The 22,973-nt window shown below is 64.6% G+C and carries 20 protein-coding genes; 10 read left to right on the top strand and 10 right to left on the bottom strand.

The genetic code is table 11. The features are described 5' to 3' along the window. Nucleotides 1–32: 32 nt before the first annotated feature. From aroC to AQ611_RS11630, 3 genes are all read right to left on the bottom strand, one after another. Nucleotides 33–1,142 carry a chorismate synthase gene (gene aroC / locus AQ611_RS11620; RefSeq protein WP_059518592.1) on the bottom strand — a complete coding sequence of 370 codons (1,110 nt, stop codon included), beginning with the start codon at nucleotides 1,140–1,142 and terminating at the stop codon, nucleotides 33–35. Nucleotides 1,143–1,307: 165 nt separating this feature from the next. Then, the gene (locus AQ611_RS11625) at nucleotides 1,308–3,242 is read right to left on the bottom strand and encodes an MFS transporter (RefSeq protein WP_069234602.1); all 1,935 of its coding nucleotides are present in this window, start codon (nucleotides 3,240–3,242) and stop codon (nucleotides 1,308–1,310) included. A gap of 123 nt (nucleotides 3,243–3,365) precedes the next feature. Beyond that, the gene (locus tag AQ611_RS11630; RefSeq protein ID WP_059518595.1) at nucleotides 3,366–3,833 is read right to left on the bottom strand and encodes a CBS domain-containing protein; all 468 of its coding nucleotides are present in this window, start codon (nucleotides 3,831–3,833) and stop codon (nucleotides 3,366–3,368) included. 348 nt (nucleotides 3,834–4,181) lie between these two features. Here AQ611_RS11630 and AQ611_RS11635 point away from each other — a divergent pair, with 348 nt between their 5' ends. Further along, nucleotides 4,182–4,508, top strand: a complete 327-nt coding sequence (locus AQ611_RS11635) for an Mpo1-like protein (protein ID WP_069234603.1) — start codon at nucleotides 4,182–4,184, stop codon at nucleotides 4,506–4,508. Nucleotides 4,509–4,538: 30 nt separating this feature from the next. Here AQ611_RS11635 and AQ611_RS11640 read toward each other — a convergent pair whose 3' ends face one another. Then, nucleotides 4,539–5,852: a YihY family inner membrane protein gene (locus AQ611_RS11640; RefSeq protein WP_059518668.1), complete on the bottom strand. Its 1,314-nt coding sequence runs from the start codon at nucleotides 5,850–5,852 to the stop codon at nucleotides 4,539–4,541. A 121-nt stretch (nucleotides 5,853–5,973) separates the two neighbouring features. Between AQ611_RS11640 and wrbA the strand changes: the two genes are divergently transcribed. The 4 genes from wrbA to AQ611_RS11660 are packed head-to-tail and all read left to right on the top strand — an operon-like array spanning nucleotide 5,974 to nucleotide 9,473. After that, complete coding sequence (gene wrbA / locus AQ611_RS11645; protein ID WP_069234604.1) at nucleotides 5,974–6,582, top strand: NAD(P)H:quinone oxidoreductase; 609 nt, start codon at nucleotides 5,974–5,976, stop codon at nucleotides 6,580–6,582. Further along, nucleotides 6,579–7,022 carry a DUF2069 domain-containing protein gene (locus AQ611_RS11650; RefSeq protein WP_059518599.1) on the top strand — a complete coding sequence of 148 codons (444 nt, stop codon included), beginning with the start codon at nucleotides 6,579–6,581 and terminating at the stop codon, nucleotides 7,020–7,022. The genes wrbA and AQ611_RS11650 overlap by 4 nt, the downstream gene beginning before the upstream one ends. 41 nt (nucleotides 7,023–7,063) lie before the next feature. Beyond that, nucleotides 7,064–8,485, top strand: coding sequence for an FAD-binding oxidoreductase (locus AQ611_RS11655; protein ID WP_069234605.1), 1,422 nt, complete (start codon nucleotides 7,064–7,066; stop codon nucleotides 8,483–8,485). Between the two features lie 37 nt (nucleotides 8,486–8,522). Beyond that, a complete protein-coding gene (locus tag AQ611_RS11660) occupies nucleotides 8,523–9,473 on the top strand; it encodes a metallophosphoesterase (RefSeq protein WP_069234606.1) in 951 nt (316 codons plus the stop codon). Between the two features lie 114 nt (nucleotides 9,474–9,587). Here the strand turns inward: AQ611_RS11660 and AQ611_RS26135 are convergent, their stop codons facing one another. Together AQ611_RS26135 and AQ611_RS11670 are read right to left on the bottom strand one after the other, a co-directional pair. Beyond that, nucleotides 9,588–9,755, bottom strand: coding sequence for a hypothetical protein (locus AQ611_RS26135; RefSeq protein ID WP_069234607.1), 168 nt, complete (start codon nucleotides 9,753–9,755; stop codon nucleotides 9,588–9,590). 177 nt (nucleotides 9,756–9,932) lie between these two features. Beyond that, the gene (locus tag AQ611_RS11670) at nucleotides 9,933–10,874 is read right to left on the bottom strand and encodes a LysR family transcriptional regulator (protein WP_069234608.1); all 942 of its coding nucleotides are present in this window, start codon (nucleotides 10,872–10,874) and stop codon (nucleotides 9,933–9,935) included. A 206-nt stretch (nucleotides 10,875–11,080) separates the two neighbouring features. On the opposite strand from AQ611_RS11670, the gene AQ611_RS11675 reads away from it, so the two are divergent. Genes AQ611_RS11675 through AQ611_RS11690 form a run of 4 tightly spaced genes read left to right on the top strand, consistent with a single transcriptional unit; the run spans nucleotide 11,081 to nucleotide 16,047 of the window. After that, a complete protein-coding gene (locus tag AQ611_RS11675) occupies nucleotides 11,081–12,745 on the top strand; it encodes an efflux transporter outer membrane subunit (RefSeq protein WP_374755083.1) in 1,665 nt (554 codons plus the stop codon). 17 nt (nucleotides 12,746–12,762) lie between these two features. Further along, a complete protein-coding gene (locus AQ611_RS11680) occupies nucleotides 12,763–14,952 on the top strand; it encodes an FUSC family protein (RefSeq protein WP_069234610.1) in 2,190 nt (729 codons plus the stop codon). Beyond that, nucleotides 14,949–15,152 carry a DUF1656 domain-containing protein gene (locus AQ611_RS11685; RefSeq protein WP_059518612.1) on the top strand — a complete coding sequence of 68 codons (204 nt, stop codon included), beginning with the start codon at nucleotides 14,949–14,951 and terminating at the stop codon, nucleotides 15,150–15,152. Before AQ611_RS11680 ends, AQ611_RS11685 begins: the two co-directional genes overlap by 4 nt. A gap of 13 nt (nucleotides 15,153–15,165) precedes the next feature. Beyond that, nucleotides 15,166–16,047 carry an efflux RND transporter periplasmic adaptor subunit gene (locus tag AQ611_RS11690; protein ID WP_059518670.1) on the top strand — a complete coding sequence of 294 codons (882 nt, stop codon included), beginning with the start codon at nucleotides 15,166–15,168 and terminating at the stop codon, nucleotides 16,045–16,047. 169 nt (nucleotides 16,048–16,216) lie between these two features. On the opposite strand, the gene AQ611_RS11695 is transcribed toward AQ611_RS11690, so the two are convergent. The 4 genes from AQ611_RS11695 to AQ611_RS11710 form a co-directional block, all read right to left on the bottom strand. Next, nucleotides 16,217–16,549 (bottom strand): hypothetical protein, encoded by a 333-nt coding sequence (locus AQ611_RS11695; protein WP_069234611.1) that lies wholly within the window; start codon nucleotides 16,547–16,549, stop codon nucleotides 16,217–16,219. A gap of 767 nt (nucleotides 16,550–17,316) precedes the next feature. Further along, nucleotides 17,317–18,549: a trans-sulfuration enzyme family protein gene (locus tag AQ611_RS11700; RefSeq protein ID WP_231935831.1), complete on the bottom strand. Its 1,233-nt coding sequence runs from the start codon at nucleotides 18,547–18,549 to the stop codon at nucleotides 17,317–17,319. Nucleotides 18,550–18,625: 76 nt separating this feature from the next. Further along, complete coding sequence (locus tag AQ611_RS24685) at nucleotides 18,626–19,195, bottom strand: SET domain-containing protein (RefSeq protein WP_231935833.1); 570 nt, start codon at nucleotides 19,193–19,195, stop codon at nucleotides 18,626–18,628. Between the two features lie 726 nt (nucleotides 19,196–19,921). After that, nucleotides 19,922–21,049 carry a Kelch repeat-containing protein gene (locus tag AQ611_RS11710; protein ID WP_069234613.1) on the bottom strand — a complete coding sequence of 376 codons (1,128 nt, stop codon included), beginning with the start codon at nucleotides 21,047–21,049 and terminating at the stop codon, nucleotides 19,922–19,924. 490 nt (nucleotides 21,050–21,539) lie between these two features. On the opposite strand from AQ611_RS11710, the gene AQ611_RS11715 reads away from it, so the two are divergent. After that, complete coding sequence (locus tag AQ611_RS11715) at nucleotides 21,540–22,772, top strand: MFS transporter (RefSeq protein ID WP_069234614.1); 1,233 nt, start codon at nucleotides 21,540–21,542, stop codon at nucleotides 22,770–22,772. Nucleotides 22,773–22,973: the final 201 nt, after the last annotated feature.

The following is a 22,973-nucleotide window of genomic DNA, read 5'->3' on the forward strand; positions in this document are numbered from 1 at the left end:
CAGCGCGCGCCGCCGCCGTTTCCGCGCGCCGCTTACTTCGTATCCGGCGCGCGGGCCGCAATCTTCGGCGTCGCGGTCGCAACGTCGCCGCACTGTGCGCGGTGGCGCAACGCGTGATCGATCAGCACGAGCGCGAGCATTGCTTCGGCAATCGGCGTCGCGCGAATCCCGACACATGGATCGTGACGCCCGAACGTCTCCACGACAGCGGCCTCGCCCGTCTTCGTAATCGAACGGCGCGGCGTGCGGATGCTTGACGTCGGCTTGATCGCGATCGATACCGTGATGTCCTGCCCGGTCGATATCCCGCCGAGCACACCGCCCGCGTGATTGCCGACGAAACCTTCGGGCGTCAGTTCGTCGCCGTGGACCGAGCCGCGCTGCGCGACGCTGGCGAAGCCCGCGCCGATCTCCACGCCCTTCACCGCATTGATCCCCATCATCGCGTGCGCGATGTCGGCATCGAGCCGGTCGAAAAGCGGCTCGCCCCAACCGGCCGGCACGCCGGACGCGACGACGTCGATCCGCGCACCAATCGAATCGCCGTCTTTGCGCAACTCGTCCATATATGCCTCGAGTTGCGGGACGATGTCCGCATTCGGCGCGAAAAACGGATTCCCGCGCACGTGCGCCCAATCGACGAACGGAATCTCGATCCCGCCCAGCGCGCTCATGTAGCCACGAACCTCGACGCCGAAACGCTCGCGCAGCCATTTCTTCGCAATCGCGCCCGCGCCGACGACGGGCGCGGTCAATCGCGCGGACGACCGGCCGCCGCCCCGGTAATCGCGCACGCCATACTTCTGCCAGTACGTGTAGTCAGCGTGGCCTGGGCGGAAAGTCTCCGCGATATTGCCGTAGTCCTTGCTGCGCTGATCGGTATTGCGAATCAATAGCGCGATCGGCGCGCCTGTCGTCACGCCGTCGAACACGCCCGACAGAATTTCGACTTCGTCGGGCTCCTGGCGCTGCGTGACGTGCCGCGACGTGCCGGGCTTGCGACGGTCGAGTTCGAGCTGCACGTCGTTTTGCGAGAGCGCGAGGCCCGGCGGACAGCCGTCGACCACGCAGCCGATCGCGGGGCCATGCGACTCGCCGAAGGTCGTGACAGTGAAAAGCGTACCGAGGGTATTGCCGGACATAATGCCGTCCAAAAGAAAGGAATTCGCGGAAACCGTCATTATGCCAGCGGCCCGCGCGCTTGCGCCGCGCATGGCCGTAACGAACGGCGGACTCCGCATGCGGCCGCGGACCGCCGTGCACGCTTTGCGCCATCAAAACGAAGCAAACCGTGCCTGTTTGCGCGCCTACTTGCGCGCACCGCGCAGCGCGGCCACCGCCTCCTGCAAAGCCTGTGGCGTTGCCGCCGCGGCAGGAATCGGCTCGCCGACCGCGAGCGTCAACCGGCTCATCACCCCACGCCTGACGGGACGCGGCCAGTGCGCATCCTCATGCCGCGAAAACACGCTGCCCCACAACCCGCGCAACGCCATCGGCAGAACGGGCACGCTCACGCGCTGCAGGATCTCGGTGAGCCCATGATGGAATGGGTTGATCTCGCCCGTTCGCGTAAGCTTGCCTTCCGGAAAAATGCAGACGAGTTCGCCTTCGCGCAGCGCGGCCTCGCACGCATCGTAGGCACGCTCGAGCAATGCCGGATCCTCGTGGCGCGGTGCGATCGGTATCGCCTTCGCATGACGAAACGCCCAGTTCGCGACGCGCGTCTGGAAAATCCGGTGATCCATCACGAAACGGATCGGTCGCGGGCTTGCCGCCGCAAGCACAAGCGCGTCGACATAGCTCACATGATTGCACACGAGAAGCGCCGCGCCTTGTTCCGGCAGCCGCTCCGGATGCACCAGACGGATGCGGTAAAACGTGTGCACCAGCACCCATGCAACGAAGCGAAGCAGAAATTCCGGCACGAGCGAATAGATGTAGCCCGCGACGATGACGTTCAACAGCCCGGTCACCAGAAAAATGCCCGGAATGCTGACGCCCGCCTTGGTCAGCAACATCGCCATCAATGCCGACACGATCATGAACAGCGCATTGAGGATATTGTTGGCGGCAATGATCCGCGCGCGATGCGTCGGCGCGCTGCGGCTCTGGATCAGCGCGTAGAGCGGCACGCTATAGAAGCCGCCGAACATCGCGAGCAGAAACAGATCGGCGAGGATGCGCCAATGCGCGGCAGCGCCGAGAAACTCGCCGACCGTCAACAGATGCGCTTGCGCCGGCAATGCGTGGCTCGCGAAGTACAGCTCGATCGCGAACGCGCTGATGCCGAGCGAGCCGAGCGGCACGAGCCCGATTTCCACGCGCCGCCGTGACAATCGCTCGCACAATAGCGAGCCCAAGCCGATACCGATCGAGAAGGTGGCGAGCAGCACGGTGACGACGTCCGGATTCGCCGACAGCACATCCTTCGCAAAGCCGAAAAACGACGTGAGGAATGTCGCGCCGACAAACCACAGCCACGAGATGCCGAGCAGGCTGAGAAACACCGTGCGGTTCTCGCGCGCGAGCCTCAGATTGCGCGCCGTCTCCGAGAACGGATTCCAGTTGATCATCAGATCGGGCTGCGGCGCGGGCGTGATCGGCACGCAAGCCGCCGCGCCGCGCCCGGCGACCGCGATGGCCACGCAGCTAACGGCGAGCAGCCATTCGCCGCGCCCCGCGATACCCGCCGCCGCCCCGCCGATGATCGTGCCGATCAGGATGGCGACGAACGTTCCCATCTCGACCAATCCGTTGCCGCCGACGAGTTCGCGATCGCTCAAATGCTGCGGCAGGTATGAGTATTTGACGGGCCCGAACAGCGTCGAATGCATGCCCATCATGAACGTGCATAAATAGAGCAGCGGCGCGCTATGCGTGACGAAGCCCGCCGCGCCGATTGCCATCAGCACGATCTCGAACGATTTCACGAAACGCGTGAGCCGCGCCTTATCGTATTTATCGGCGATCTGGCCCGCCGTTGCCGAAAACAGCACGAACGGCAAGATGAAGACCGCCGAGATCAGGAACGCGGCCGTTTTCGGATCGACGCCGCTGAATTTCGCCGTCTGATACGTGACGAGCGACGTGAAACCGATTTTGAAAACATTGTCGTTCAGCGCGCCGAGAAACTGCGTCGCGAAAAACGGCGCGAAACGGCGCTCGCGCAACAGATCGAACTGCGACGCGTGCGTGCGGCGCGGCTCACGACGCGCGGCGGATACCACCGACGGATCACTCATACATAAAAACGCCCGCTCGACGCATCGATACGATCGCGTAAGCGGGCGAATGAAAATAAACGGAAATGCCGGGCCGGCTGTGCGGCGCACCCGGCCGCGGCCGGCACGCGCGACGCACGAAACTCAGCTCGCCAGCGGCTTGTGTTCTTCGCCGTCGGGCTCCGGCCAGTCGCGGATATAGGCCTTGAGCATCCGGTTCTCGAAGCTCTGCGCCTCAACCACCGTTTTCGCGACATCGTAGAACGAGATCACGCCCATCAGCACCCGCTTGTCGAGCACCGGCATGTAACGCGCATGGCGCTCGAGCATCATCCGGCGCACTTCGTCGAGATCGGTCTCCGGCGTGCAGGTGAGCGGTTCGTCGTCCATCACCTTGCGCACGAGCGCGTCGCCCAGGTTGCCGCCGTTTGCCTTCAAGCGCAGGATGATTTCGCGAAACGTCAAAATCCCGACGAGATCGCCGTATTCCATGACGACGAGCGAGCCGATATCGTGCTCGGCCATCGTATCGACCGCACTGCGCAGCGGCGTATCGGGCGTCACGGTGAAAAGCGTATTGCCCTTGACTTTCAGAATATCGCTGACGCGCATCGTTGTCCCCTATTGCAACTTGCTTCGTGCAAGACTGGCTTTCGATCCTAACGGAAAGCCTGTCAAAAGGAAAGCGCGTGCGCCGCGCCCGGGTCGCAGTTGCAGCCTGGCACGGCTCGCCGCAAAATGAACGGCATGCACGCCGCGCCGTGCGAGGCTCGGTGCGGGCGCATGGGCCGCAGCGCAGGACCGGGCGTCAGTTCGGAGAAGATGGGGCAAAAGCTCCGGGCAAACGCTCACGCGCGCATTCCGGCCGGCATGGGCGCTGCAGTATCAACTGCTTGCGGCCGCGGCATGGGACCGGAGTAAGTGCCGAAGCACGCACTCCGATCGACACAGGAGATCACGATGACACACTCCGATTCCTCCCCTACCGAGCATTTCGCGAATTTCTCCGAGTTCTACCCGTTCTATCTTGGCGAACATCGCAATCTCGTGTCACGGCGGCTGCACTTCATCGGCTCGCTCGGCGTGATCGGCTGCGTCGCGATGGCGCTCGCCACCGGCCGGTGGGCGTGGCTGCCCGCCGCCGTCGTCTGCGGCTATGCTTTCGCGTGGGTCGGCCATTTTTTCTTCGAAAAAAACCGCCCCGCGACATTCCGGCACCCGCTCTACAGCCTGATGGGCGACTGGGTCATGTTCAAGGACATCTGCACCGGCAAGCTGCCGATCTGACCGGCCGCCCGACGCTGCCTGCCGCCCGCCTCAGGCGGTGCGCGGCGGCAGCGCGGGCGCGGGTTGCGCCGCGGGTTGAGCGCCTCGCGCCGCGCCTGCCTTGCGGCGCGCGATCAATTCGGCAAGCGAGACGCTCAGCTTGTCGGTGGCCAGCGCATCGACGAGTGTCGCGCAATCGATCTGGGTCTTGCCGCGCTGCGCCTGGTAAATCAACTCCGAACGGTCGATCACGAGCACGTCGAACAAATCCGCGACGCTCAGCCGCTCGGGATTGACGAGCAGCACGTAACGCGGCATCGCATCGTTGCCGTTTTGCAGCCGCGCGATCCAGCCGCGCTCCTCGAGCGTCGACAGCAACCGCTGCGCGGTTTCCATGTCGCAGCGCGTCAACAGCGCGAGCCGCGCGGCCGTATAGCCGCGCTTGCCGGCGTTCTGCGCATCGGCAAGCCGCGCGAGCAATTCGAGCGAATCGAGCAGATCGCTGCCCGGATAGTGGATCCGGTGGAACTGGCCGACCCGGATCGCCGGCAGCGACGATGCGATCATCGCGCCCGCGAGCGCGATGAACCAGCTCAAATACATCCATAGCAGAAACATCGGCAGCGCGGCGAACGCGCCATACACCGCGGTATAGGTCGGGATGCGCCGCACGTAGTAGCCGAAGCCGCGCTTTGCCAGCTCGAACGCGACCGCCGCGCAAATCCCGCCCACCACCGCGTCGCGCCACGCCACCGTGCAGTTCGGCAAATAAACGTAAAGCAGCGTGAAGGCCAGCACCGTGAGCGGCAGCGAGGCCGCGGTCAGCAGCCATTCGAACACGGTCGTCGCGCCCGTCGAGCCCGTGAATGCAAGCGACTGCGTGAACAGATATGACGAAATCGACAAGCTCACGCCGAACAGCAACGGCCCGAGCGTAATCAGCGCCCAATACGCGAGCACGCGCTGCGCGAGCGGCCGCGGCTTGCGCACCCGCCAGATCACGTTGAATGCCGATTCGACCGTCATCATCGTCATCACCGCGGTGAAGACCAGCACGATCAGGCCAGCGGTCGTCAGCCCTTTCGCCTTCGACGCGAACTGGTTCAGGTACTTGAAAATCTGGCTGTTGAACTGCGCGGGCATCAGATGATCGGCGAGAAATCCCTGCAGCGAGTTCTGGAACGACGCGAACATCGGAAACGCTGTGAACAGCGCGAACGCAACCGTCACGAGCGGCACGAGCGCGAGCATGGTCGTGAACGTGAGGCTGCCCGCGACTTGCGGGATGCGGTCTTCGGCGCTGCGCTTCGCGGCAAAGCGCGCGAGACGCTTGACGGCATCGAGATCGACGCTCAACTTCTTCAGCAACGGCGGACTCTCCTATCTCCTATTACGACTGGGGAACGGCCTGTGCCGCGCGGCGGGACAAACCCCCACGCGGCGCGCCAGCTTCAGCCCCTATAATAGCCGCTCATTCAAGAGGCCTATGAAAGACATCCTCGTGCTCTATTACAGCCGTCACGGCGCGACGCGCGAACTCGCGCGCGCGATCGCGACGGGCATCGACGGCGTGCCCGGCATGCAGGCGCGCATCCGCACCGTGCCGCCGGTATCGACTCTCTGCGAAGCCACCCAGCCCGACATTCCCGACGACGGCCCCCCGTATGCGGAGCCGCGCGATCTCGACGAGTGCGTGGGCCTCGCGCTCGGCTCGCCGACCCGTTTCGGCAACATGGCCGCGCCGCTCAAGTACTTTCTCGACGGCACGACGCCGCAATGGCTCTCGGGCGCGCTCGCGGGCAAGCCGGCGTGTGTGTTCACGTCCACGGGCAGCCTGCACGGCGGGCAGGAATCGACGCTGCTGTCGATGATGCTGCCGCTGCTCCATCACGGGATGCTGATCGTCGGCATCCCGTACACCGAAAGCACGCTGACTGTCACGCAGACGGGCGGCACGCCGTATGGCGCGTCGCACTTCGCGCGCGCCGCCGACGCCGTGCACGCGTCTATCTCCGTCGACGAAAAAACGCTCGCGATCGCGCTCGGCGCACGGCTCGCGCGCATCGCGGCGCGGCTCGACGCGGCATCGGCATGAGCGCGCGCGCGGCGGCGGCCAACCCGCGCGCGGCGCGCGCTGCCGCGCTATGCGCAGCGTTGCTGATCGTGCTGTGCGTCGCATGGGAGACCTGGCTCGCGCCGCTGCGCCCCGGCGGCTCCGCACTGATGCTGAAGGCCGTGCCGCTCGCGCTTGCGCTGCCCGGCGTATGGCGGCGCAATGTCTATACGCTGCAGTGGGCGTCGATGCTGATTTTGATCTATCTTGCGGAAGGCATCGTGCGCGGGATGACGGACGCCGGGCTGTCCGCTCGGCTGGGCTGGGCCGAGGCCGCGCTCGCGCTCGGCTTTTTCGGGGCCGCGCTCGCTTATGTCGCGCCGTTCAAGCGCGTCGCGAAGCAAGCGGCCAAGCAGGCGGCCGATCCGGCCGCAAGGCCCGCCGCCCCCCAGCCGCCCGCGCCACGCCGCCCCCGCTCCTGATTTCTTCGACCGCGTTCCTCTTTCGAGTTCGAATCATCGCCATGACCGCCTCCTCCGCTTTCATCGACGCCTGCCGCGACGCAATCGGCGCGGATCACGTACTGACCGATGCGCACGATACCGCAGCATTCCTCACCGACTGGCGCCGCCGCTATCAAGGCGCGGCGTGCGCGGTGCTGCGCCCGGCGAACACCGCCGAGGTCGCGGCGATCGTCAAGCTCGCGCTCGCGCATCGCGTCGCGCTGGTGCCGCAAGGCGGCAACACCGGGCTCGCCGGCGGCGCGACGCCCGACACGAGCGGCCAACAGGCCGTGCTGAGCCTGGCTCGCCTGAACCGCGTGCGCGCGCTCGATCCGTACAACAATACGATCACCGTCGAAGCCGGCGTGATCCTCGCCGACGTGCAGGCGCACGCGCAGCAGGCCGACCGCCTGTTCGCGCTGAGCCTCGCCGCCGAGGGAAGCTGCACGATCGGCGGCAATCTCGCGACGAACGCGGGCGGCACCGCGGTACTGCGCTACGGCAACACGCGCGAGCTGTGCCTCGGGCTCGAGGTGGTGACGCCACAAGGCGAAATTTGGGACGGCTTGCGCGGGCTGCGCAAGGACAACACCGGCTACGATCTGCGCGATCTCTTCATCGGCGCGGAAGGCACGCTCGGCATCATCACGGCCGCCGTGATGAAGCTGCATCCGCGCCCCGCCGCCCAGGTCACCGCGCTGGCCGCGCTCGAATCGCCGCACGCGGCAATCGACTTCCTCGCGCTCGCGCAGCGCGCAGCCGGCCCGCTGCTGACGGGGTTCGAGCTGATGTCGGATTTCTGCATGCGCCTGGTCGGCCAGCACTATCCGCAGTTGCGCTACCCGTTCGACGCGCCGCACCCGCAGACCGTGCTGCTCGAACTGTCCGACAACGAGAGCGAAGCGCACGCGCGAACGCTGTTCGAGAAGATGATGGAAGACGCGTTCGAGGCCGGGCTCGTCGTCGATGCGGTGGTCGCCGAAAATCTCGCGCAGTCGCGCGCGTTCTGGGATCTGCGCGAGCACATCCCGCTCGCGCAGGCCGACGAAGGGCTCAACATCAAGCATGACATCGCGCTGCCGATCTCGGCGATCGCGCGCTTCGTCGACGAAACCGACGCGGCGATCCAGGCCGCCGCGCCCGGCTCGCGGATGGTCACGTTCGGCCATCTGGGCGACGGCAACCTGCATTACAACGTGCAGGCGCCCGCGGGCGGCGATCCGAAGGCCTTTCTCGCCGAATATCAAGCGCCGATCAACCGGATCGTCTACGACAACGTCCATAAGTACCAGGGCACGATCAGCGCCGAGCACGGTATCGGCCAGCTCAAGATCGACGACGCGCAGCGCTACAAGCCGGCCGTCGAAATCGACATGATGCGCGCGCTGAAAGCCGCGCTCGATCCGCTGAACCTGATGAACCCCGGCAAGGTGCTGCACTGACGCGACGCGTCGGCGCCGCGCCGCGAAGGAGCCGCCCGTGAAGATCCGTGTGCTGTCCGATCTGCATCTCGAACACCATGAGCCCGATGCGATCCCATTCGCGCACGCAGATCTCGTCGTCCTCGCGGGCGATATTCACAATCATGCGCAAGGCTTGCGCTGGGCGGCCCAGACGTTCGCCCCTGACGTGCCGGTCGTCTACGTGCCCGGCAATCACGAGTACTACGACGGCGAATTCGGCGCGCTCGAAACCGCGATGCGCGATACCGCATCGGCGCTCGATCACGTGCACTATCTGAACAACGATACGTATATCGACCCCGCCGGACGCTTCCGGGTGCTCGGCACAACGCTCTGGACCGATTTCGCGCTGTTCGGCGCCGACGCCGATACGCTCACGCAAGCGATCGCCGCTTGCGAGCGCGCGATGCTCGATTTCAGGGGGTTGATTCAGGTCGACTGGCCGGACGGCGCGAACGGCGCGAAGCTTGCCGCTCGGCAACCGCCGGGCACGGATACGACCGCCGAACCGGCAATCGCCCGCGTTCCCGGCACGCTCCATCCGAGCGCGTCCGCCGCGACCGCTTCCGGCGCCACGCCACCGCGCGCCGCCACGCCGCCTCCCCGCGGCTTCACGCCGCGCGACGCGCTGGCGCTGCACCGCACCGCGCGCGCGTGGCTCGAGCGCGAACTCGCGAAGCCGTGGGCAGGCGCAACGATCGTCGTCACGCATCACGCGCCACATCGCGCGAGCCTTGCCGCCCGCTACGCCGGCGATCTCGTGTCGTCCGGCTTCGTCAATGATCTCCCCGCGCTCGTGCGGCCGCCCGTCTCGCTATGGATTCACGGCCACACGCACACATCCTTCGATTACACAACGGCAAACGGCACGCGCGTCGTCTGCAACCCGCATGGCTACGTGAGCCGGCGCACCGGCGAACACGAAAACCCAGCGTTCGAATGGAACAAAGTCGTCACGCTCGGATGACCCGCGCATTCAGCGCACGGCGGTGAATGCGGCGGTAAGCGCGACGCACGCCTCGGCGGGAACCGCGCTCGCAGCGACGAAAGCCACGTTCGCCGCAACGGGAAACGATGCCGCTCACAGCACGGTCCGCCGGCCGTCGCGGTGCACGCGGCGCGCACGCACCGGCACCGGCGCACGGCGCATTTGCGCATCGAGCGCGCGCAGCAACTCGCGCGATGCGGCAACGCCCGCCACGCCGAGCAGTGCGAGCGCGCCCAGGCCCATCAGCAGTTGCGTATTCATCGATTTCTCCCCGATTCGTCGAATGTGTTGAACGAGTGCCTAGAAAAGACAGTAGCAAACCCATTGCCGAACGACCGTTAAAAAATGTTGCGCCAGCGTCAAACACGGTCAATTCCGCCGATCGGCGACATGAATTGCCCTTTTGCTTTTTTCCCGTTTCGCGCGCCCATTCGGCGTTCAGGCCTGAAGGGTGAATCGTTCGAGTTCGGCCTCGTCGGCTTCGAGAACCAACGGCAGTTCGTCACGCAGAAAATCGACCCACGTGCGGATTTTCGCGTCGAGATATTGGCGCGAAGCGTATAGCGCATAAATGTTCATCACGTGCGACCGGTATTCGGGCATCACGCGGACGAAGTCGCCGTTGCGCAGCCCCGCGATCGCCGAATAAAGCGGCAGCACGCCGATTCCCATCCCTTCGCGCACACCGACCGCCAGCGCCTCGGCGACATTGACGCGAAACGGCGGCGACGACAGCGTGACGGCTTCGTCGCCATTCGGCCCCGTCAGCTTCCATTCGTCCCAGTACAAACCCGGCGCGACCATCGCGAGGCACACGTGGCTCGCGAGATCCTGCGGGCGCTGCGGCGCGCCGTGCTTGTCGATATACGCGCGCGACGCGCATACGACGCTGAACGTCACGCCGAGCCGCTGCGACACGAGCCCCGAATCCGGCAGATCGCGGCCGACCACGAGCGACACGTCGAAGCCCTCCTCGAGCAGATCGGGAAAGCGCTGCGCGAGCGTCAAATCGACGTGGACGTCGGGATAGCGCCGCTGGTAGCGCGACACGGCGGGCACCGTGTAATGCTGACCGAGGCTCGTCATGCAATGGACTTTCAGCTTGCCCGACGGGCGCGCGTGCGCGTCGCTTGCCTCCGCCTCGGCCTGCTCGACATACGCGAGGATCTGCTCACAGCGTTGCAGATATCGCTCGCCCGCCTCGGTAAGCGCGATGCGGCGGGTCGTCCGGTTCAGCAGGCGCGTGCGCAGATGCGCTTCCAGATCGGAGACCGCCCGCGACGCGTAGGCCGTCGTCGTATTGAGCTGCTGCGCAGCCGCCGTGAAGCTGCCCGCATCAACCACACGGACGAACACGCGCATGTTTTGGAGCGTATCCATGGTGTTTCCCTATCGAATCCGGCCAGATTGTTGCACATACGTCCAACAATATTATCTCGGATTCCGTAAGAATGCGTTGCATTCTTGCTGGCTTATTCTAGAATTCGCAAAAAAATATAATCTCGCTCGACTCATCTTTATTCAAAAGGGAGAAAATCGTGCGGTCTCCGGCAATCAGTGGGGCGCTTGCACTGTCGGTTCTTGCAATGTCATTAATAATGACCGGTTGCGCGAGCATGGGAGACGCAACCCCTCAGGCAAGACGGCTCGATCCGGCGCTGCTCGACGCAGGCACCGCAATCGCCGCGGCCGAGCGCGACGCGGGCTGGCCCGCGGCCGACTGGTGGCATGCGTATGGCGACCCTCAGCTCGATACGTGGATCGCCGCGGCGCTCGCCGGCAACCCATCGCTCGCGGCCGCCCAGGCGCGCGTGCGCGAAGCGCAGGCGCTCGTGCGCGAAGCGCATGCGGGCGAGCTGCCGCAACTGAACGGCTCGCTGTCGCTGATGCGCCAGCACTGGCCGGACAATGTCTATTACGGCCCCGGCCCGCTTGCCGATTCGAACACCTGGAACAATACGGGCGGGCTCAACCTGTCGTATCACCTCGACTTGTGGGGCGAGGACAAGAACAACACGCAACGCGCGCTCGACGCGGCGCACGCGAGGGCAGCCGACGCGCGTGCCGCGCAACTCGCGATCGAGGCGCACGTGACGCTCGCCTATATCGATTTCGCGAAGAATTACGCGCTGCTCGACATCGCACACGCGGCCTACGAACGCCAGCACGAACTCGCCACGCTCGCGCGCAAGCGCCTGCAAGCAGGCATCGGCACGCAGCTCGAAGTCAGCCAGGCCGAGGCGCCGCTGCCCGACTACGCGCGGCAGATCGACAGCTACGAGGAGGCGATTCAGCTTGGCCGCCATCAGCTCGCCGCGCTCGCGGGCAAGGGCCCGGGCGCGGGTGACGCGCTCACGCGGCCCACGCTCGCGCTGAATGCGCGCGCGGGGCTGCCGTCCGCGTTGCCGGCCGAATTGATCGGCCGGCGGCCGGACGTCGTCGCCGCGCGCTGGACGGTCGATGCGCAGGCGCGCGGCATCGACATCGCAAAGGCCGCGTTCTACCCGAACGTCAACCTGATCGCATCGCTCGGCGGCCTGGCCGTCGGCGGCGCGTTCACCACCTTTTTGCGCGCGATGAACGGCGGCTGGTCAGCCGGCCCGGCGCTGACGCTGCCGATCTTCGAGGGCGGCCGGTTGCGCGCGCAGCTCGGCGCGGCGGCTGCGGGCTACGACCTGGCGGTCGAGCAGTACAACCAGACGCTCGTCGGCGCGCTGAAGGATATCGCCGACAGCATCGTGCGGCTGCGCTCGCTCGACACCCAGCGCAAGGACGCGGCACGCGCGGTTGCGCTCACCCAGCGCACCTACGATCTGTCTCATACCGGCTTCAGCCGCGGGCTGACCGATTACGTGAACGTGCTGCTCGCGCAAAGCCAGTTGCTGAGCGCGCAGGAGAACCAGACGCGCATCGACGCGCAGCGGCTCGCCGCGCATGCGTCGCTGATGGTCGCGCTCGGCGGCGGAATCGAGCCGCAGGGCGACGCGGCGCGCGACGGCGACGTGCCGGCGGCGAATGCGCTCGCGGGTCTGGCGGCAGCGTCAGTCGCGATGCCGCACGCATCGGCAGCCACGCCGACGACGGCAGCCCCGGCGTCCGCGACGGCGACGGCGACGGCGACGGCGGCGACATCATCGGCTGCATCCGCCACGTCCGCGATGCTCGCCGCCCGTATACCCGCGGCCAGGCCCGCGCCCGCTGCCGCGCCGCGCGTACCGCTCACGCCGCCCGCCGCAACCGCGGCGCGCTGATCACGGAGCCAGCCGACATGTCCGCCGCCCCAGCCGCCTCCACCGCATCGTCCGCCGCCCCGCTCGCCAACGCGATGCGCGATTGGGCGCGCACCGATGGCGCCGCTTGGCTCTATCTCGTGAAAGCGCTCGCTGCCGCGTTCGTCGCGCTCGGCGTCTCGATGGTGCTCGACCTGCCCGCACCGAAAACCGCGATGACGACCGTGTTCATCGTGATGCAGCCGCAAAGCGGCGCGGTGTTCGCCAAAAGCTTCTACCGGCTGATCGGCACATTCGTCGGCTTGAGCGCGACACTCACGCTCGTCGGCTTGTTTCCGCAGCAGCCGCTGCTGTTCGTGCTCGCGGTCGCGCTGTGGGTCGCGCTCTGCACGGCGGGCGCCGCGCGCAACCGCAATTTCCGCAGCTACGGCTTTCTGCTCGCCGGCTACACCGCCGCGCTGATCGGCCTGCCCGCGTCGCAGGCGCCCGGCGGCGCGTTCATGACCGCGATGACGCGCGTGTCCGAAATCTCGATCGGCATTCTGTCGGCCGGCATCGTCAGCGCGCTGGTGTTTCCGCGCTACGCCGGCGAGCAGATGCGCACCACCGTGCGCCAGCGCTTCGGCGCGTTCGTCGACTACGTCGCGTCGACGCTCGCGGGCACGCTCGATCGTTCGAAGATCGAGAGCGTCCACACGCGCTTCGTCGCGGACGTGGTCGGCTTCGAGGCGGCGCGCAGCATCGCCGTGTTCGAAAACCCGGACACCCGGATGAGGAGCGGCCGGCTGTCGCGGCTGAACAGCGAATTCATGACGGCGGCAAGCCGCTTTCACGCGCTGCATCAATTGATGAACAGGCTGCACGCGGCCAACGCGCCGGCCGTCGACGCGCTCGAGCCGTATTTCCGCGAGATCGCGCCGCTGCTGTCACGCAACGGCGAACACGTGCGCACGGCGGCCGACGCCGTGTTCGCAGCCGAACAACTGCTCGCGTACCGCGACGCGCTGCCGCGCCGGATTCGCGCGACGCGCGCCACGCTCGAGACGCAACCGGACGCCGCGCTGCTCGATTTCGATACCGCGGCCGAGCTGCTGTACCGCTTCATCACGGATCTGCACGCGTATGCGGCCACCTACGGCTCGCTCGCCGCGAGCACGCACGAGCGCGAGCGTTGGATCGAGCGCTACGAGCCGCGCACGAACGCGACGGCCGCGCTGATCGCGGGCATCCGCACCGCCGCCGTGATGCTGCTGCTCAGCGTGTTCTGGATCTACAGCGCGTGGCCGAGCGGCGTGACGCTCGTGCTGAATTCGGCGGCCGTGTGCGCGCTCGCGTCGTCGTCGCCGCAGCCGACGAAGATGGCCGCGCAAATGGCGATCGGCACGGCATTCGCGGTGATCACGGGCTTCGCCCTGATGTTCGGCGTCTATCCGCACATCGACGGCTTCGTGCTGCTGTGCGTGTCGCTCGCGCCGTTCCTGCTGCCCGGCGTGTTCATGTCGATCTCGCCGAAATACGCGGGCATCGGCGCCGGCTATCTGATTTTCTTCTGCACGCTCGCCGGCCCGGAAAACCTCACGCATTACGATCCGGTCGGCTTCATGAACGATGCAATCGCGCTCGTGCTGTCGATGATCGTATCGGCGATCGCATTTGCGGTGCTGTTTCCGCCGAGCGCGCCGTGGCTCAAGAAGCGCTTGTTCGCGGACCTGCGCCACCAGGTGGTGGCCGCCTGCCATGCGCGCCTTGCCGGCCTGCGCTCGCGCTTCGAGAGCGGCGCGCGCGATCTGATGTTCCAGGCGCATGCGCTGTCGGCCGATCAGCCGGGCGCTCAGCGCGAAGCGTTGCGCTGGATGTTCGCGGTGCTCGAAACCGGCAATGCGGTGATCGACCTGCGCGAGACGCTCGCGGCGCTGCCGGACGATCCGCGCTATGCGCCGACGATGCCATGGCGGCGCACGATCGACACCGCGCGCGACGCGCTCGCCGCGCTGTTCTCGCGGCCCGCGCCGGCGCGCCTGGACGCGGCGCTCGCCGCGACGGTCGACGCGATCGCCGCGGCCCAGCAGGCGCTCGCCACGTTCGCGCCGCCGCGCGAGACGCGCCATCAATTGCAGCGCATCCTGTCCTACCTGCATTTCGTGCGCACCGCGCTGCTCGACCCCGAATCGCCGCTCGCCGCGCTTGGCGGCGCGCCCGTTCCACCCGCCGAAGGAGCTTCATCATGATGCCGCGCGACCTCGCGATATTCGACGCGTACATCCCGACTGTCGTGCTGATGTTCGTCATCGGCGGCTTCGCGACCTGGCTGCTCGACCGCCTGCTCGCGTACACCGGGCTCTACCGCGTCGTCTGGCACCCGTCGCTGTTCCGGGCCAGCCTGCTCGTCTGCATTTGCGGGGCGCTCAGTCTCGCCGTCTATCGTTGATATGAATCGAACCATGCTCTTGCGAAAACTTTTCGGCTTCGTCGCGACAGCCGCCATCCTGATCGTCGCGATCCTGATCGGGCGCGCGCTGTGGGTCCATTACATGGACGAGCCGTGGACGCGCGACGGACGTGTGCGCGCCGAGATCGTCAACGTCGCGCCGGACGTGTCGGGCGCGGTGGTCGAGTTGCCGGTGCGCGACAACCAGTTCGTAAAGAAAGGCGATCTGATCATGCAGATCGACCCATCGCACTACCAGATCGCGGTCGAGCAGGCGCAGGCCGCCGTCGCCGCCCGCCGCGCCGAGTTGCAGATGCGCCGCGACGACGCGGCGCGCCGCGCGGATCTCGACGCGCTCGTCGTATCGAAGGAAAGCCGCGAGAACGCCGCGCACACCGCATCGAGCGCCGAGGCGCAGTACCAGCAGGCACTCGCCGCGCTCGACGCCGCGAAGCTCAATCTGCAACGCACGCGCGTGATCTCGCCGGTGGACGGCTACGTGACGAATCTCCAGGTATTCAAGGGCGATTACGCGAACGCCGGCCAGGCGAAGCTCGCGATCGTCGACAGCCATTCGTTCTGGGTCTACGGCTACTTCGAGGAAACCAAGCTGCCGCACGTGAAGATCGGCGCGAAGGCGCAGATGCGGCTGATGAGCGGCGAAGTGCTGAAAGGCCACGTCGAAAGCATCTCGCGCGGGATTTACGACCGCGACAACCCGCAAAGCCGCGATCTCGTCGCCGACGTGAATCCGACGTTCAACTGGGTGCGGCTCGCGCAGCGCGTGCCGGTGCGCATCCATATCGACGAGGTGCCGAAGGATCTCGTGCTGTCGGCCGGCACGACCTGCACGGTGATCGTCGAGCCCGACGGCGGCCAGCGGAAGAAATCCTGAGAAGCCGGCCGGCATCCCTTGCCGCATGTGCGCGGCAGCCGCTGCGCGGCGCACGAGACCGGGCCGGTCGGATCACCCCGGCCCGACATCGGATGCGCCCGGTCGACACTCGCTCGCGCGTCGCGCCGGTTCGACATAGCCACCTGCGCAACGCGCGCAAGCGCATCGCTTATTCGGACGAATCGTTGCGCAACTGCCGTCGCCCAAATTGCGTCAGCGAGCCATTCTCGTTTCCGATGGCTCTGGCGAAATGCGTGGAAATGCCGTGTTTCGCTGCGAAAGCCTCCCGGCTTATGCGCCCTTGCTCCTGGCCAACCGAAATCAGGAAATCGGCCGCGAGTTCGGCCCGCGACAATGGCGTGCCCGCCTGCTGCCGTGCGTCTTGATAGAGCTGATCCACCCGTTGCTTGAACGCCTCCAGGTTCTGTTGCGCCACCTGCGCGTCGGATGGCTGCGGGCTTGATTCGCGCAGCCCTGCCAGCGGGGAATCGGCGCGGGCCACCTGAAACGAAACCGTTCCGGGGCTGGGTATGCGTGCCCCGGACCCCGCGTAAGGCACCATCCCCGCAACGTTCTGCCGGCCGCGGGCAGGCTCCGCCGCCCCTCGCGCCTGGGAGGAACCCGCACCGTCAGCGCTGGGGTCCGAAGCGCTGACGGCTGCGTCCGAGGAAGTGGGACTCGAATGACCAAGGGAGAAATTGCGGGGACTACGCATGACGACACGACCGTGAAAATGAGAAGACAAGGACATGATGCAATGGCCCAACATTCCGATGGGCGCCGAACGCGCAACGGCCCGCGCGCCGGCGAAAATGCGCGTCCTGGGCCGTCCTGGGGTGAGTCGTCTCGCGGCAATCCAACGCCCGCTCCGCGCGAAGCACGAAGCACGAAGCACGAAGCCGGACACCTGGGCACGGCGACGCGGCGCCTGATTCACGCGGGTAACGGGCTCGCGAGCAGGCGTCTGCGGCTCATAGCGTGAAGCGGGAGGCGCCGTTTGGCACGCGCGAGCGCCGAACTAATCGTGGTTCGCGATAATCTGCGCCATTCGCCGATCTCGACGACGTCGACCTATCTGCATTGCGATGAAGTCCACCAGGCCCCGGCAGTTCGATCATTTCAGCATCAGCGCAGAGGATTTCATGACTTCAAGGCTTACGCTAGATAAGCGCCTACCTTGTTCACCCTTCTGCGCCTTCGAATTCGATTGATGCAATAATGCCCCGCTTCCTGAGAAACCGGGACGATGGAAAACGCGAAGCGGTTCAGTTATATCTTGTCGAGAGCTTGAAGCAGATCCGATTCAAGATCATCGATGTGCTCAACTCCGACTGAGTAGCGCACGAGATTGGCAGGAATACTGGCTGTCGCCATCTGGGTTTCTGTCATAGTTCCTGCCCACATCGTCGCAACATGAATGGCGAGAGAATCGACGCCACCGAGGCTACCGGCGTTCAACGGAATGCCAAGCGCAGCGACTAGGCGCCTGGCCGCTTTGAATCCTCCTTTCACGCCAAAGGCAATCACGCCGCCAGCTCCCTTCATCTGGTGACGCGCAAGGTCAAACTGCGGATGGCTTTCCAAGCCTGGATAGCGCACGTATTCGATCTTCGGATGTCGTTCAAGGACTCTCGCCATATTCAGCGCATTGGCATTGATCCGTTCGATTCGGATCGGCAATGTACGAAGCCCCCGCAACAATAGCCAGGCATCCATGGGCGAAAGCACGGAGCCGAGTGTGACGTGTGTGTGCCAGATCTGTTCGGCGAGAGACCGGCTCGTGCAGATTACGCCCCCAGTCAGATCGTGATGCCCTCCCAGATACTTGGTCGCACTATGTACGACGATATCGACGCCCAGCGCACGAGGCTGCTGGTTTACCGGGCAAGCGAAGGTGTTGTCTGCCACAGTGAGAATGCCGCGTGACTGCGCAATCCCCACAACACTGGCGATGTCGGTCAGATTGAGCAATGGGTTGACGGGGGATTCCAGCACAATGAGTCTGGTGCGGGGTTGAATCACTGCGGCAAAAGCAGATGCATCCGTCTGATCGACCAGGGAAACATCCACGCCAAATCTATGCAGCACCTCATCGAGCATCTTTGCCGTGCTCATGTAATGGTGCGTCTGGGCGATGACGTGATCTCCCGCCCCAACCAGGGCAAGGATCGTCGCTGCCATTGCTCCCATGCCGGAACCAGTGACGAGCGCTGTCTCTGTTCCTTCCAACCTGGCCATGATCGCCTTGACCCGCTCGTGAACAGGGTTCCCGTAACGAGTATAGTTGCGCGGATGCTGCGGCACGCCCGACATTTCGGCGAATTCGTCGCTGTCCGCAGCCGCAAACACAGACGAGTAGTGAATGGCTGGTGCAACGCCCTTTTCATCGGCAATCTGGCGGTCACCGTTGATGACAATGGTTTCAATCCTATCTTGCATAATATTGCCCGCTCCCGAATCAATGATCGCTATGTTCAAGGGTTGATTAACGGCAAGGTTCAAGGCGGGCTTGTTTCAGCACGAGTGGGGGCGCGTCAGCGCCATCGTCGCCGCCGTCGGAGCATGCGGTGCGGCTTGCTCACGGGACACGCGACTGGAGGTCCCCCTTGCCTGCACCCACAATCGTTAAATTGGGAAGCTGTGAACCCGTTCCCGCGGCCGCAAGATATGCGTTGCCTTCCGCATTCGGCGTTTCTTTCAGGCCTGTGATCCAGCCACGACAGCCTACCGAGCCGCAGCGGCAAGGGAACTGCCTCGCCAGCACATCTTCAGTGGACGCGTAATCCATGGTCAGAAATTCACCGGCGGCAATGTCCCGGAGCGCCCAGATCTCCAGGCTCGTCATATCGAGACGAACGCAGGGAGAGCACGAATGAAGAAGCAGGCCGGAAAAGTGCGGATCATAAAGGTGCGTCGTCTCGTTCACCTGCAATGTATGCAATTGACGGCTCCTGGAAAGCAGCCCTGCCATCCGACAAATTAGTTGTCCGCGCTGAAACGGTATCCGAAGCCGAATACCGGCTCCCCTTCCGTCCGACGTCCATACGACCTCGAATCTATCGATCGACGGATAATCTTCGTTGAGATTCAGTTCATTAAATGGATAAATGAATTTTTTTTGCACAACCGCTCCCGATTTGGTAGTCAAATTGAATTATCCACTAACATCCGCACCTTGTTACTCCATTTTTAAGCATACCGATACGATACGGCGTACCGGAACACAACTATGTGACTGCAATGCGAATGAAAAAATAGCCCGCATTGTAAATTTTACGTATCTGGATGAAACCGGGCGATCATAAATATTTACATTTTCTGAATGGATATGAATAAAAGAAAGTTATCCATTAGCAGAAAAAGTAGAATACTTATGAAAAAAGTCAAGGAACAGGCGCTGACGGCCCCGTCAGGCTGATCAGGTGACGTCGCAAGGCGGAATGGCGAAGAAGAAAATTCTGTGGTTAATATAGAAAACGAGAATGATGAACAGCTTCCAAGCTCCAGTTCCGCCGACGATGGAGTATCGTTCCTCCCGGACGAAATTTTTCGCTCTTCTTAAAATTATATATTTTCAAAAACCTACACAATTCAGACCGGATGCAACGCGAGTTCGATATAAATCTTTGGAGATAAGACTTTCTGATCAGCAATTGCTAAATTGCATATAAAAAATGACAACAATCAAAGAAAATTTTTTAAACTTACCTCTTATTTCTGCCCTCGAGAATTTTCTCGACAATTACCGACGTTGCCGCAAATGCCAAATGTCCGAATTGTCGGCATCTGCGACCTAATGCCCGCGCGGGCGATGCAGGCGCGGGCATGGCCAATGCCGCCCGCGCGAGCGGCTGGCGAGGACAGGCGCCGCCGCTTATTCGAGGATGAATCGCTCGACAGTGTCCGGCGACAGCTGATGCCGCGTCGCATCGATCCCTCCAAGCACGACAAGGCTGTGGTCCTGCGCCGAGCAGTACCCTGGGAAAGACCGCAGTTCGCTCATCGAGGCCGCTGGCCGCGACTCTCGCTTGACCGGATCGTATATTTCAGCTGCCTTATCGTTTCCGCCGGCCGCGATCAACACTTTCCCTCCGTCCACGATCCCCATCGCGGGGTAGAAGGGCCTGTCGTATTTCAGCGGGACCGGTTTTTCCCAGTTGCCAACAGCACTGGAAGAATCGGGAGGATTGTAAACTTCGAGCGTGCCGCTTGCCGGGTAGCCGCCCGCCACGACGACCCTACCGTCAGGCAGGACGATCGCGCTGGCATACATGCGCTGATACGTCATGGGCGCGACGGTCGTCCAGTCCGGCTTGGGCTGATCGGCATCGTACCGTTCCACCAGCCGCAGGATCTCGCCGCTTTGCGTTGTCCCGCCGATGACCAGGACGGCCGCGCCGTGCCGAAGGCGCGCCGTCGCGGTGCCCGCCCTGGCGACCGTCATCTGCGCCGCGGCGCGCCACTGCATCGAAACCGGGTCGTAGAGGTCGGCGGACGCAAGGAAATGCGTATGCACGCCGCCCGCCGCGAGCACCTGCCCGTCATGCAGCAAGGCCAGGGCAAACTCCCTACGCGGTTCGGTCAGATAGCCGGTGAGCTGCCACGCGCTATCCGCGGGACGCGCGGGGTCGTAGACAATACCCCGGAATTGCATCACCGTGCGGTCGAAACCGATCGCCAATGCCGTACCGTCCCGCAGTAAAGTCAGGCCGCCGGTCAAAAACGTACCCTGTGGAAAGTTGCCGGCCGGGTCCCATCGTTGCTGGTCGAGATCGCCTTGATACGCATTGCCGGCAACCGCCAGTATCGCGCCGCTTTCCTGACACACCGCCGAATAGGTGTCCGGCTGCCCCAACGCGCCGGCGGGTATCCAGCGGCCCGGCCCCGGACCGTGTGCGCGGTTTGCGCTGGCGTCGGCCGTGGCGCCCGCGCAGGCGGCAAGCATGTCGAATCTGCGTTGGAAATAAGCCCGCAGCGCCTCAGGCGTTTCTTGCTGATTCATCGCGTTTCTCCTTGATGGGTGGCATGAATTCGATTACCGCCCGAGCCGCCGCTCGCCTTCGTCGCGACCGTCGGGCACTGCCTTCCCAGCGTAGAAGAAAACCCGGCGGTGCCCGCCTCCTGAGTGTCGTGGCGAGAGACCGTTCCTTACTCGCATTCTTCCCGTGCCGTCGCGCCATCTACCAGATTAGCCATGCGTGGGTATCGTAAAGTGCGACAGTACCGCCCCGTATCCAAACGCCCTCTCTCGCCCTCCCCGCCCCATTGCCCGCCGCCGGCGGCGGCCATGATCGGCCATTCAAGCCGGACACGCGCCCTTTTGTCGTTCTGGTTCCCGCCGCCTGTCCGATCTGCCTTTTTGGATTTGTCCGCTTTGCGACAAAAATTGTCCTGATACTTTTTAGAAGCCACATTACACTCCGACGACACATTCAACGAATCGCACGCGGCAGCACTGCACGCGGCGCCCCTGCAGAGACCTCCGAATCACCATGCAAACCAGCCTCGACCATCGTCCCCCCGCCCCGGTGCGCGCTGCCGCCGCGCGCACCGTCTATCCGGTGCTCGGTGCCATCAGCTTCGCGCATCTGCTCAACGACATGATCCAGTCGTTGATCCTCGCGATCTATCCGATGCTCAAAGCGACGTTCTCGCTGTCGTTCACGCAAATCGGCCTGATCACACTGACCTATCAGATCACCGCGTCGCTGCTGCAGCCGATCATCGGCAGCTATACCGACAAGCGGCCGCAACCGTACTCGCTGCCGATCGGCATGGGCTTCACGCTGTCCGGCCTGCTGCTGATGTCGGTCGCACCGAATTTTCCGCTGCTGCTTGCCGCCGCCGCGCTCGTCGGCTGCGGCTCGTCGGTATTCCATCCGGAATCGTCGCGGGTCGCGCGCATGGCTTCGGGCGGTCAACACGGGCTCGCGCAATCGCTATTCCAGGTGGGCGGCAACGCCGGCTCGTCGCTCGGCCCGCTGCTCGCCGCGCTGATCGTGATCCCGCACGGGCAGCGCAGCATCGCGTGGTTCTCCGCCGCGGCGCTCGTCGCGATCGTCGTGCTCACGCAGATCGGCCGCTGGTACAAGCGCCATCCGGCGTCGAAGAAAAAAGCCGCTCAGGCGTCGCCCGCCACGCTGCCGCCGCGCCGGGTCGCCCTCGCGCTCGGCGTGCTCGTGATGCTGGTGTTCTCGAAATATCTGTATCTCGCGAGCCTGAACAGCTACTTCACGTTCTATCTGATCGACAAGTTCCATCTGAGCGTGCAGGCCGCGCAGATCCACCTGTTCGTGTTCCTCGCCGCCGTCGCGGCAGGCACGTTGATCGGCGGGCCGGTCGGCGACCGGATCGGCCGCAAGTACGTGATCTGGGTATCGATTCTCGGCGTCGCGCCGTTCACGTTGCTGCTGCCTTACGCGAACCTGTTCTGGACCACGGTGCTGACGGTCGTGATCGGCGTGGTGCTCGCATCGGCGTTCGCGGCGATCATCGTCTATGGGCAGGAGCTGATTCCGGGCAAGGTCGGCACGGTCGCCGGCCTGTTCTTCGGGCTGTCGTTCGGGCTGGGTGGCGTCGGCGCAGCGGTGCTTGGCCAGCTCGCCGACGTGACGAGCATCGCGTTCGTCTACAAGGTCTGCTCGTTCCTGCCGTTGATCGGCGTGTTGACGGTGTTTCTGCCGGATCTCGAGAGCAGCATGCGGCGCAGCCGGCGCGGCGCGTAAGCGGCGGCGCGAAGTGCGCTGGTGACGGCAGCTGCGCCTAGTGCGAGGGGACCGGGCGCGGCCCTCGGTGCGGCGGCCGCGTTCGCCATGCGCCGCTTCCCCCTTGCGGGATTCAACGTCGCTGCTCGGCGCCCCGTTTGCGATGCCCGGTTTTCGCCGATGCGTAACACCGCAAACGACATTGCTCGCCCGCCCATCGCG

Source organism: Burkholderia singularis, assembly GCF_001718875.1.
Classification (GTDB): domain Bacteria; phylum Pseudomonadota; class Gammaproteobacteria; order Burkholderiales; family Burkholderiaceae; genus Burkholderia; species Burkholderia singularis.

Bases quoted from the DNA above. Each gene is read 5' to 3' on its own strand.
- aroC (WP_059518592.1), bottom strand. From the start codon at position 1,142: ATGTCCGGCAATACCCTCGGTACGCTTTTCACTGTCACGACCTTCGGC.
- AQ611_RS11625 (WP_069234602.1), bottom strand. From the start codon at position 3,242: ATGAGTGATCCGTCGGTGGTATCCGCCGCGCGTCGTGAGCCGCGCCGC.
- AQ611_RS11630 (WP_059518595.1), bottom strand. From the start codon at position 3,833: ATGCGCGTCAGCGATATTCTGAAAGTCAAGGGCAATACGCTTTTCACC.
- AQ611_RS11635 (WP_069234603.1), top strand. From the start codon at position 4,182: ATGACACACTCCGATTCCTCCCCTACCGAGCATTTCGCGAATTTCTCC.
- wrbA (WP_069234604.1), top strand. From the start codon at position 5,974: ATGAAAGACATCCTCGTGCTCTATTACAGCCGTCACGGCGCGACGCGC.
- AQ611_RS11650 (WP_059518599.1), top strand. From the start codon at position 6,579: ATGAGCGCGCGCGCGGCGGCGGCCAACCCGCGCGCGGCGCGCGCTGCC.
- AQ611_RS11655 (WP_069234605.1), top strand. From the start codon at position 7,064: ATGACCGCCTCCTCCGCTTTCATCGACGCCTGCCGCGACGCAATCGGC.
- AQ611_RS26135 (WP_069234607.1), bottom strand. From the start codon at position 9,755: ATGAATACGCAACTGCTGATGGGCCTGGGCGCGCTCGCACTGCTCGGC.
- AQ611_RS11670 (WP_069234608.1), bottom strand. From the start codon at position 10,874: ATGGATACGCTCCAAAACATGCGCGTGTTCGTCCGTGTGGTTGATGCG.
- AQ611_RS11675 (WP_374755083.1), top strand. From the start codon at position 11,081: ATGTCATTAATAATGACCGGTTGCGCGAGCATGGGAGACGCAACCCCT.
- AQ611_RS11680 (WP_069234610.1), top strand. From the start codon at position 12,763: ATGTCCGCCGCCCCAGCCGCCTCCACCGCATCGTCCGCCGCCCCGCTC.
- AQ611_RS11685 (WP_059518612.1), top strand. From the start codon at position 14,949: ATGATGCCGCGCGACCTCGCGATATTCGACGCGTACATCCCGACTGTC.
- AQ611_RS11690 (WP_059518670.1), top strand. From the start codon at position 15,166: ATGCTCTTGCGAAAACTTTTCGGCTTCGTCGCGACAGCCGCCATCCTG.
- AQ611_RS11710 (WP_069234613.1), bottom strand. From the start codon at position 21,049: ATGAATCAGCAAGAAACGCCTGAGGCGCTGCGGGCTTATTTCCAACGC.
- AQ611_RS11715 (WP_069234614.1), top strand. From the start codon at position 21,540: ATGCAAACCAGCCTCGACCATCGTCCCCCCGCCCCGGTGCGCGCTGCC.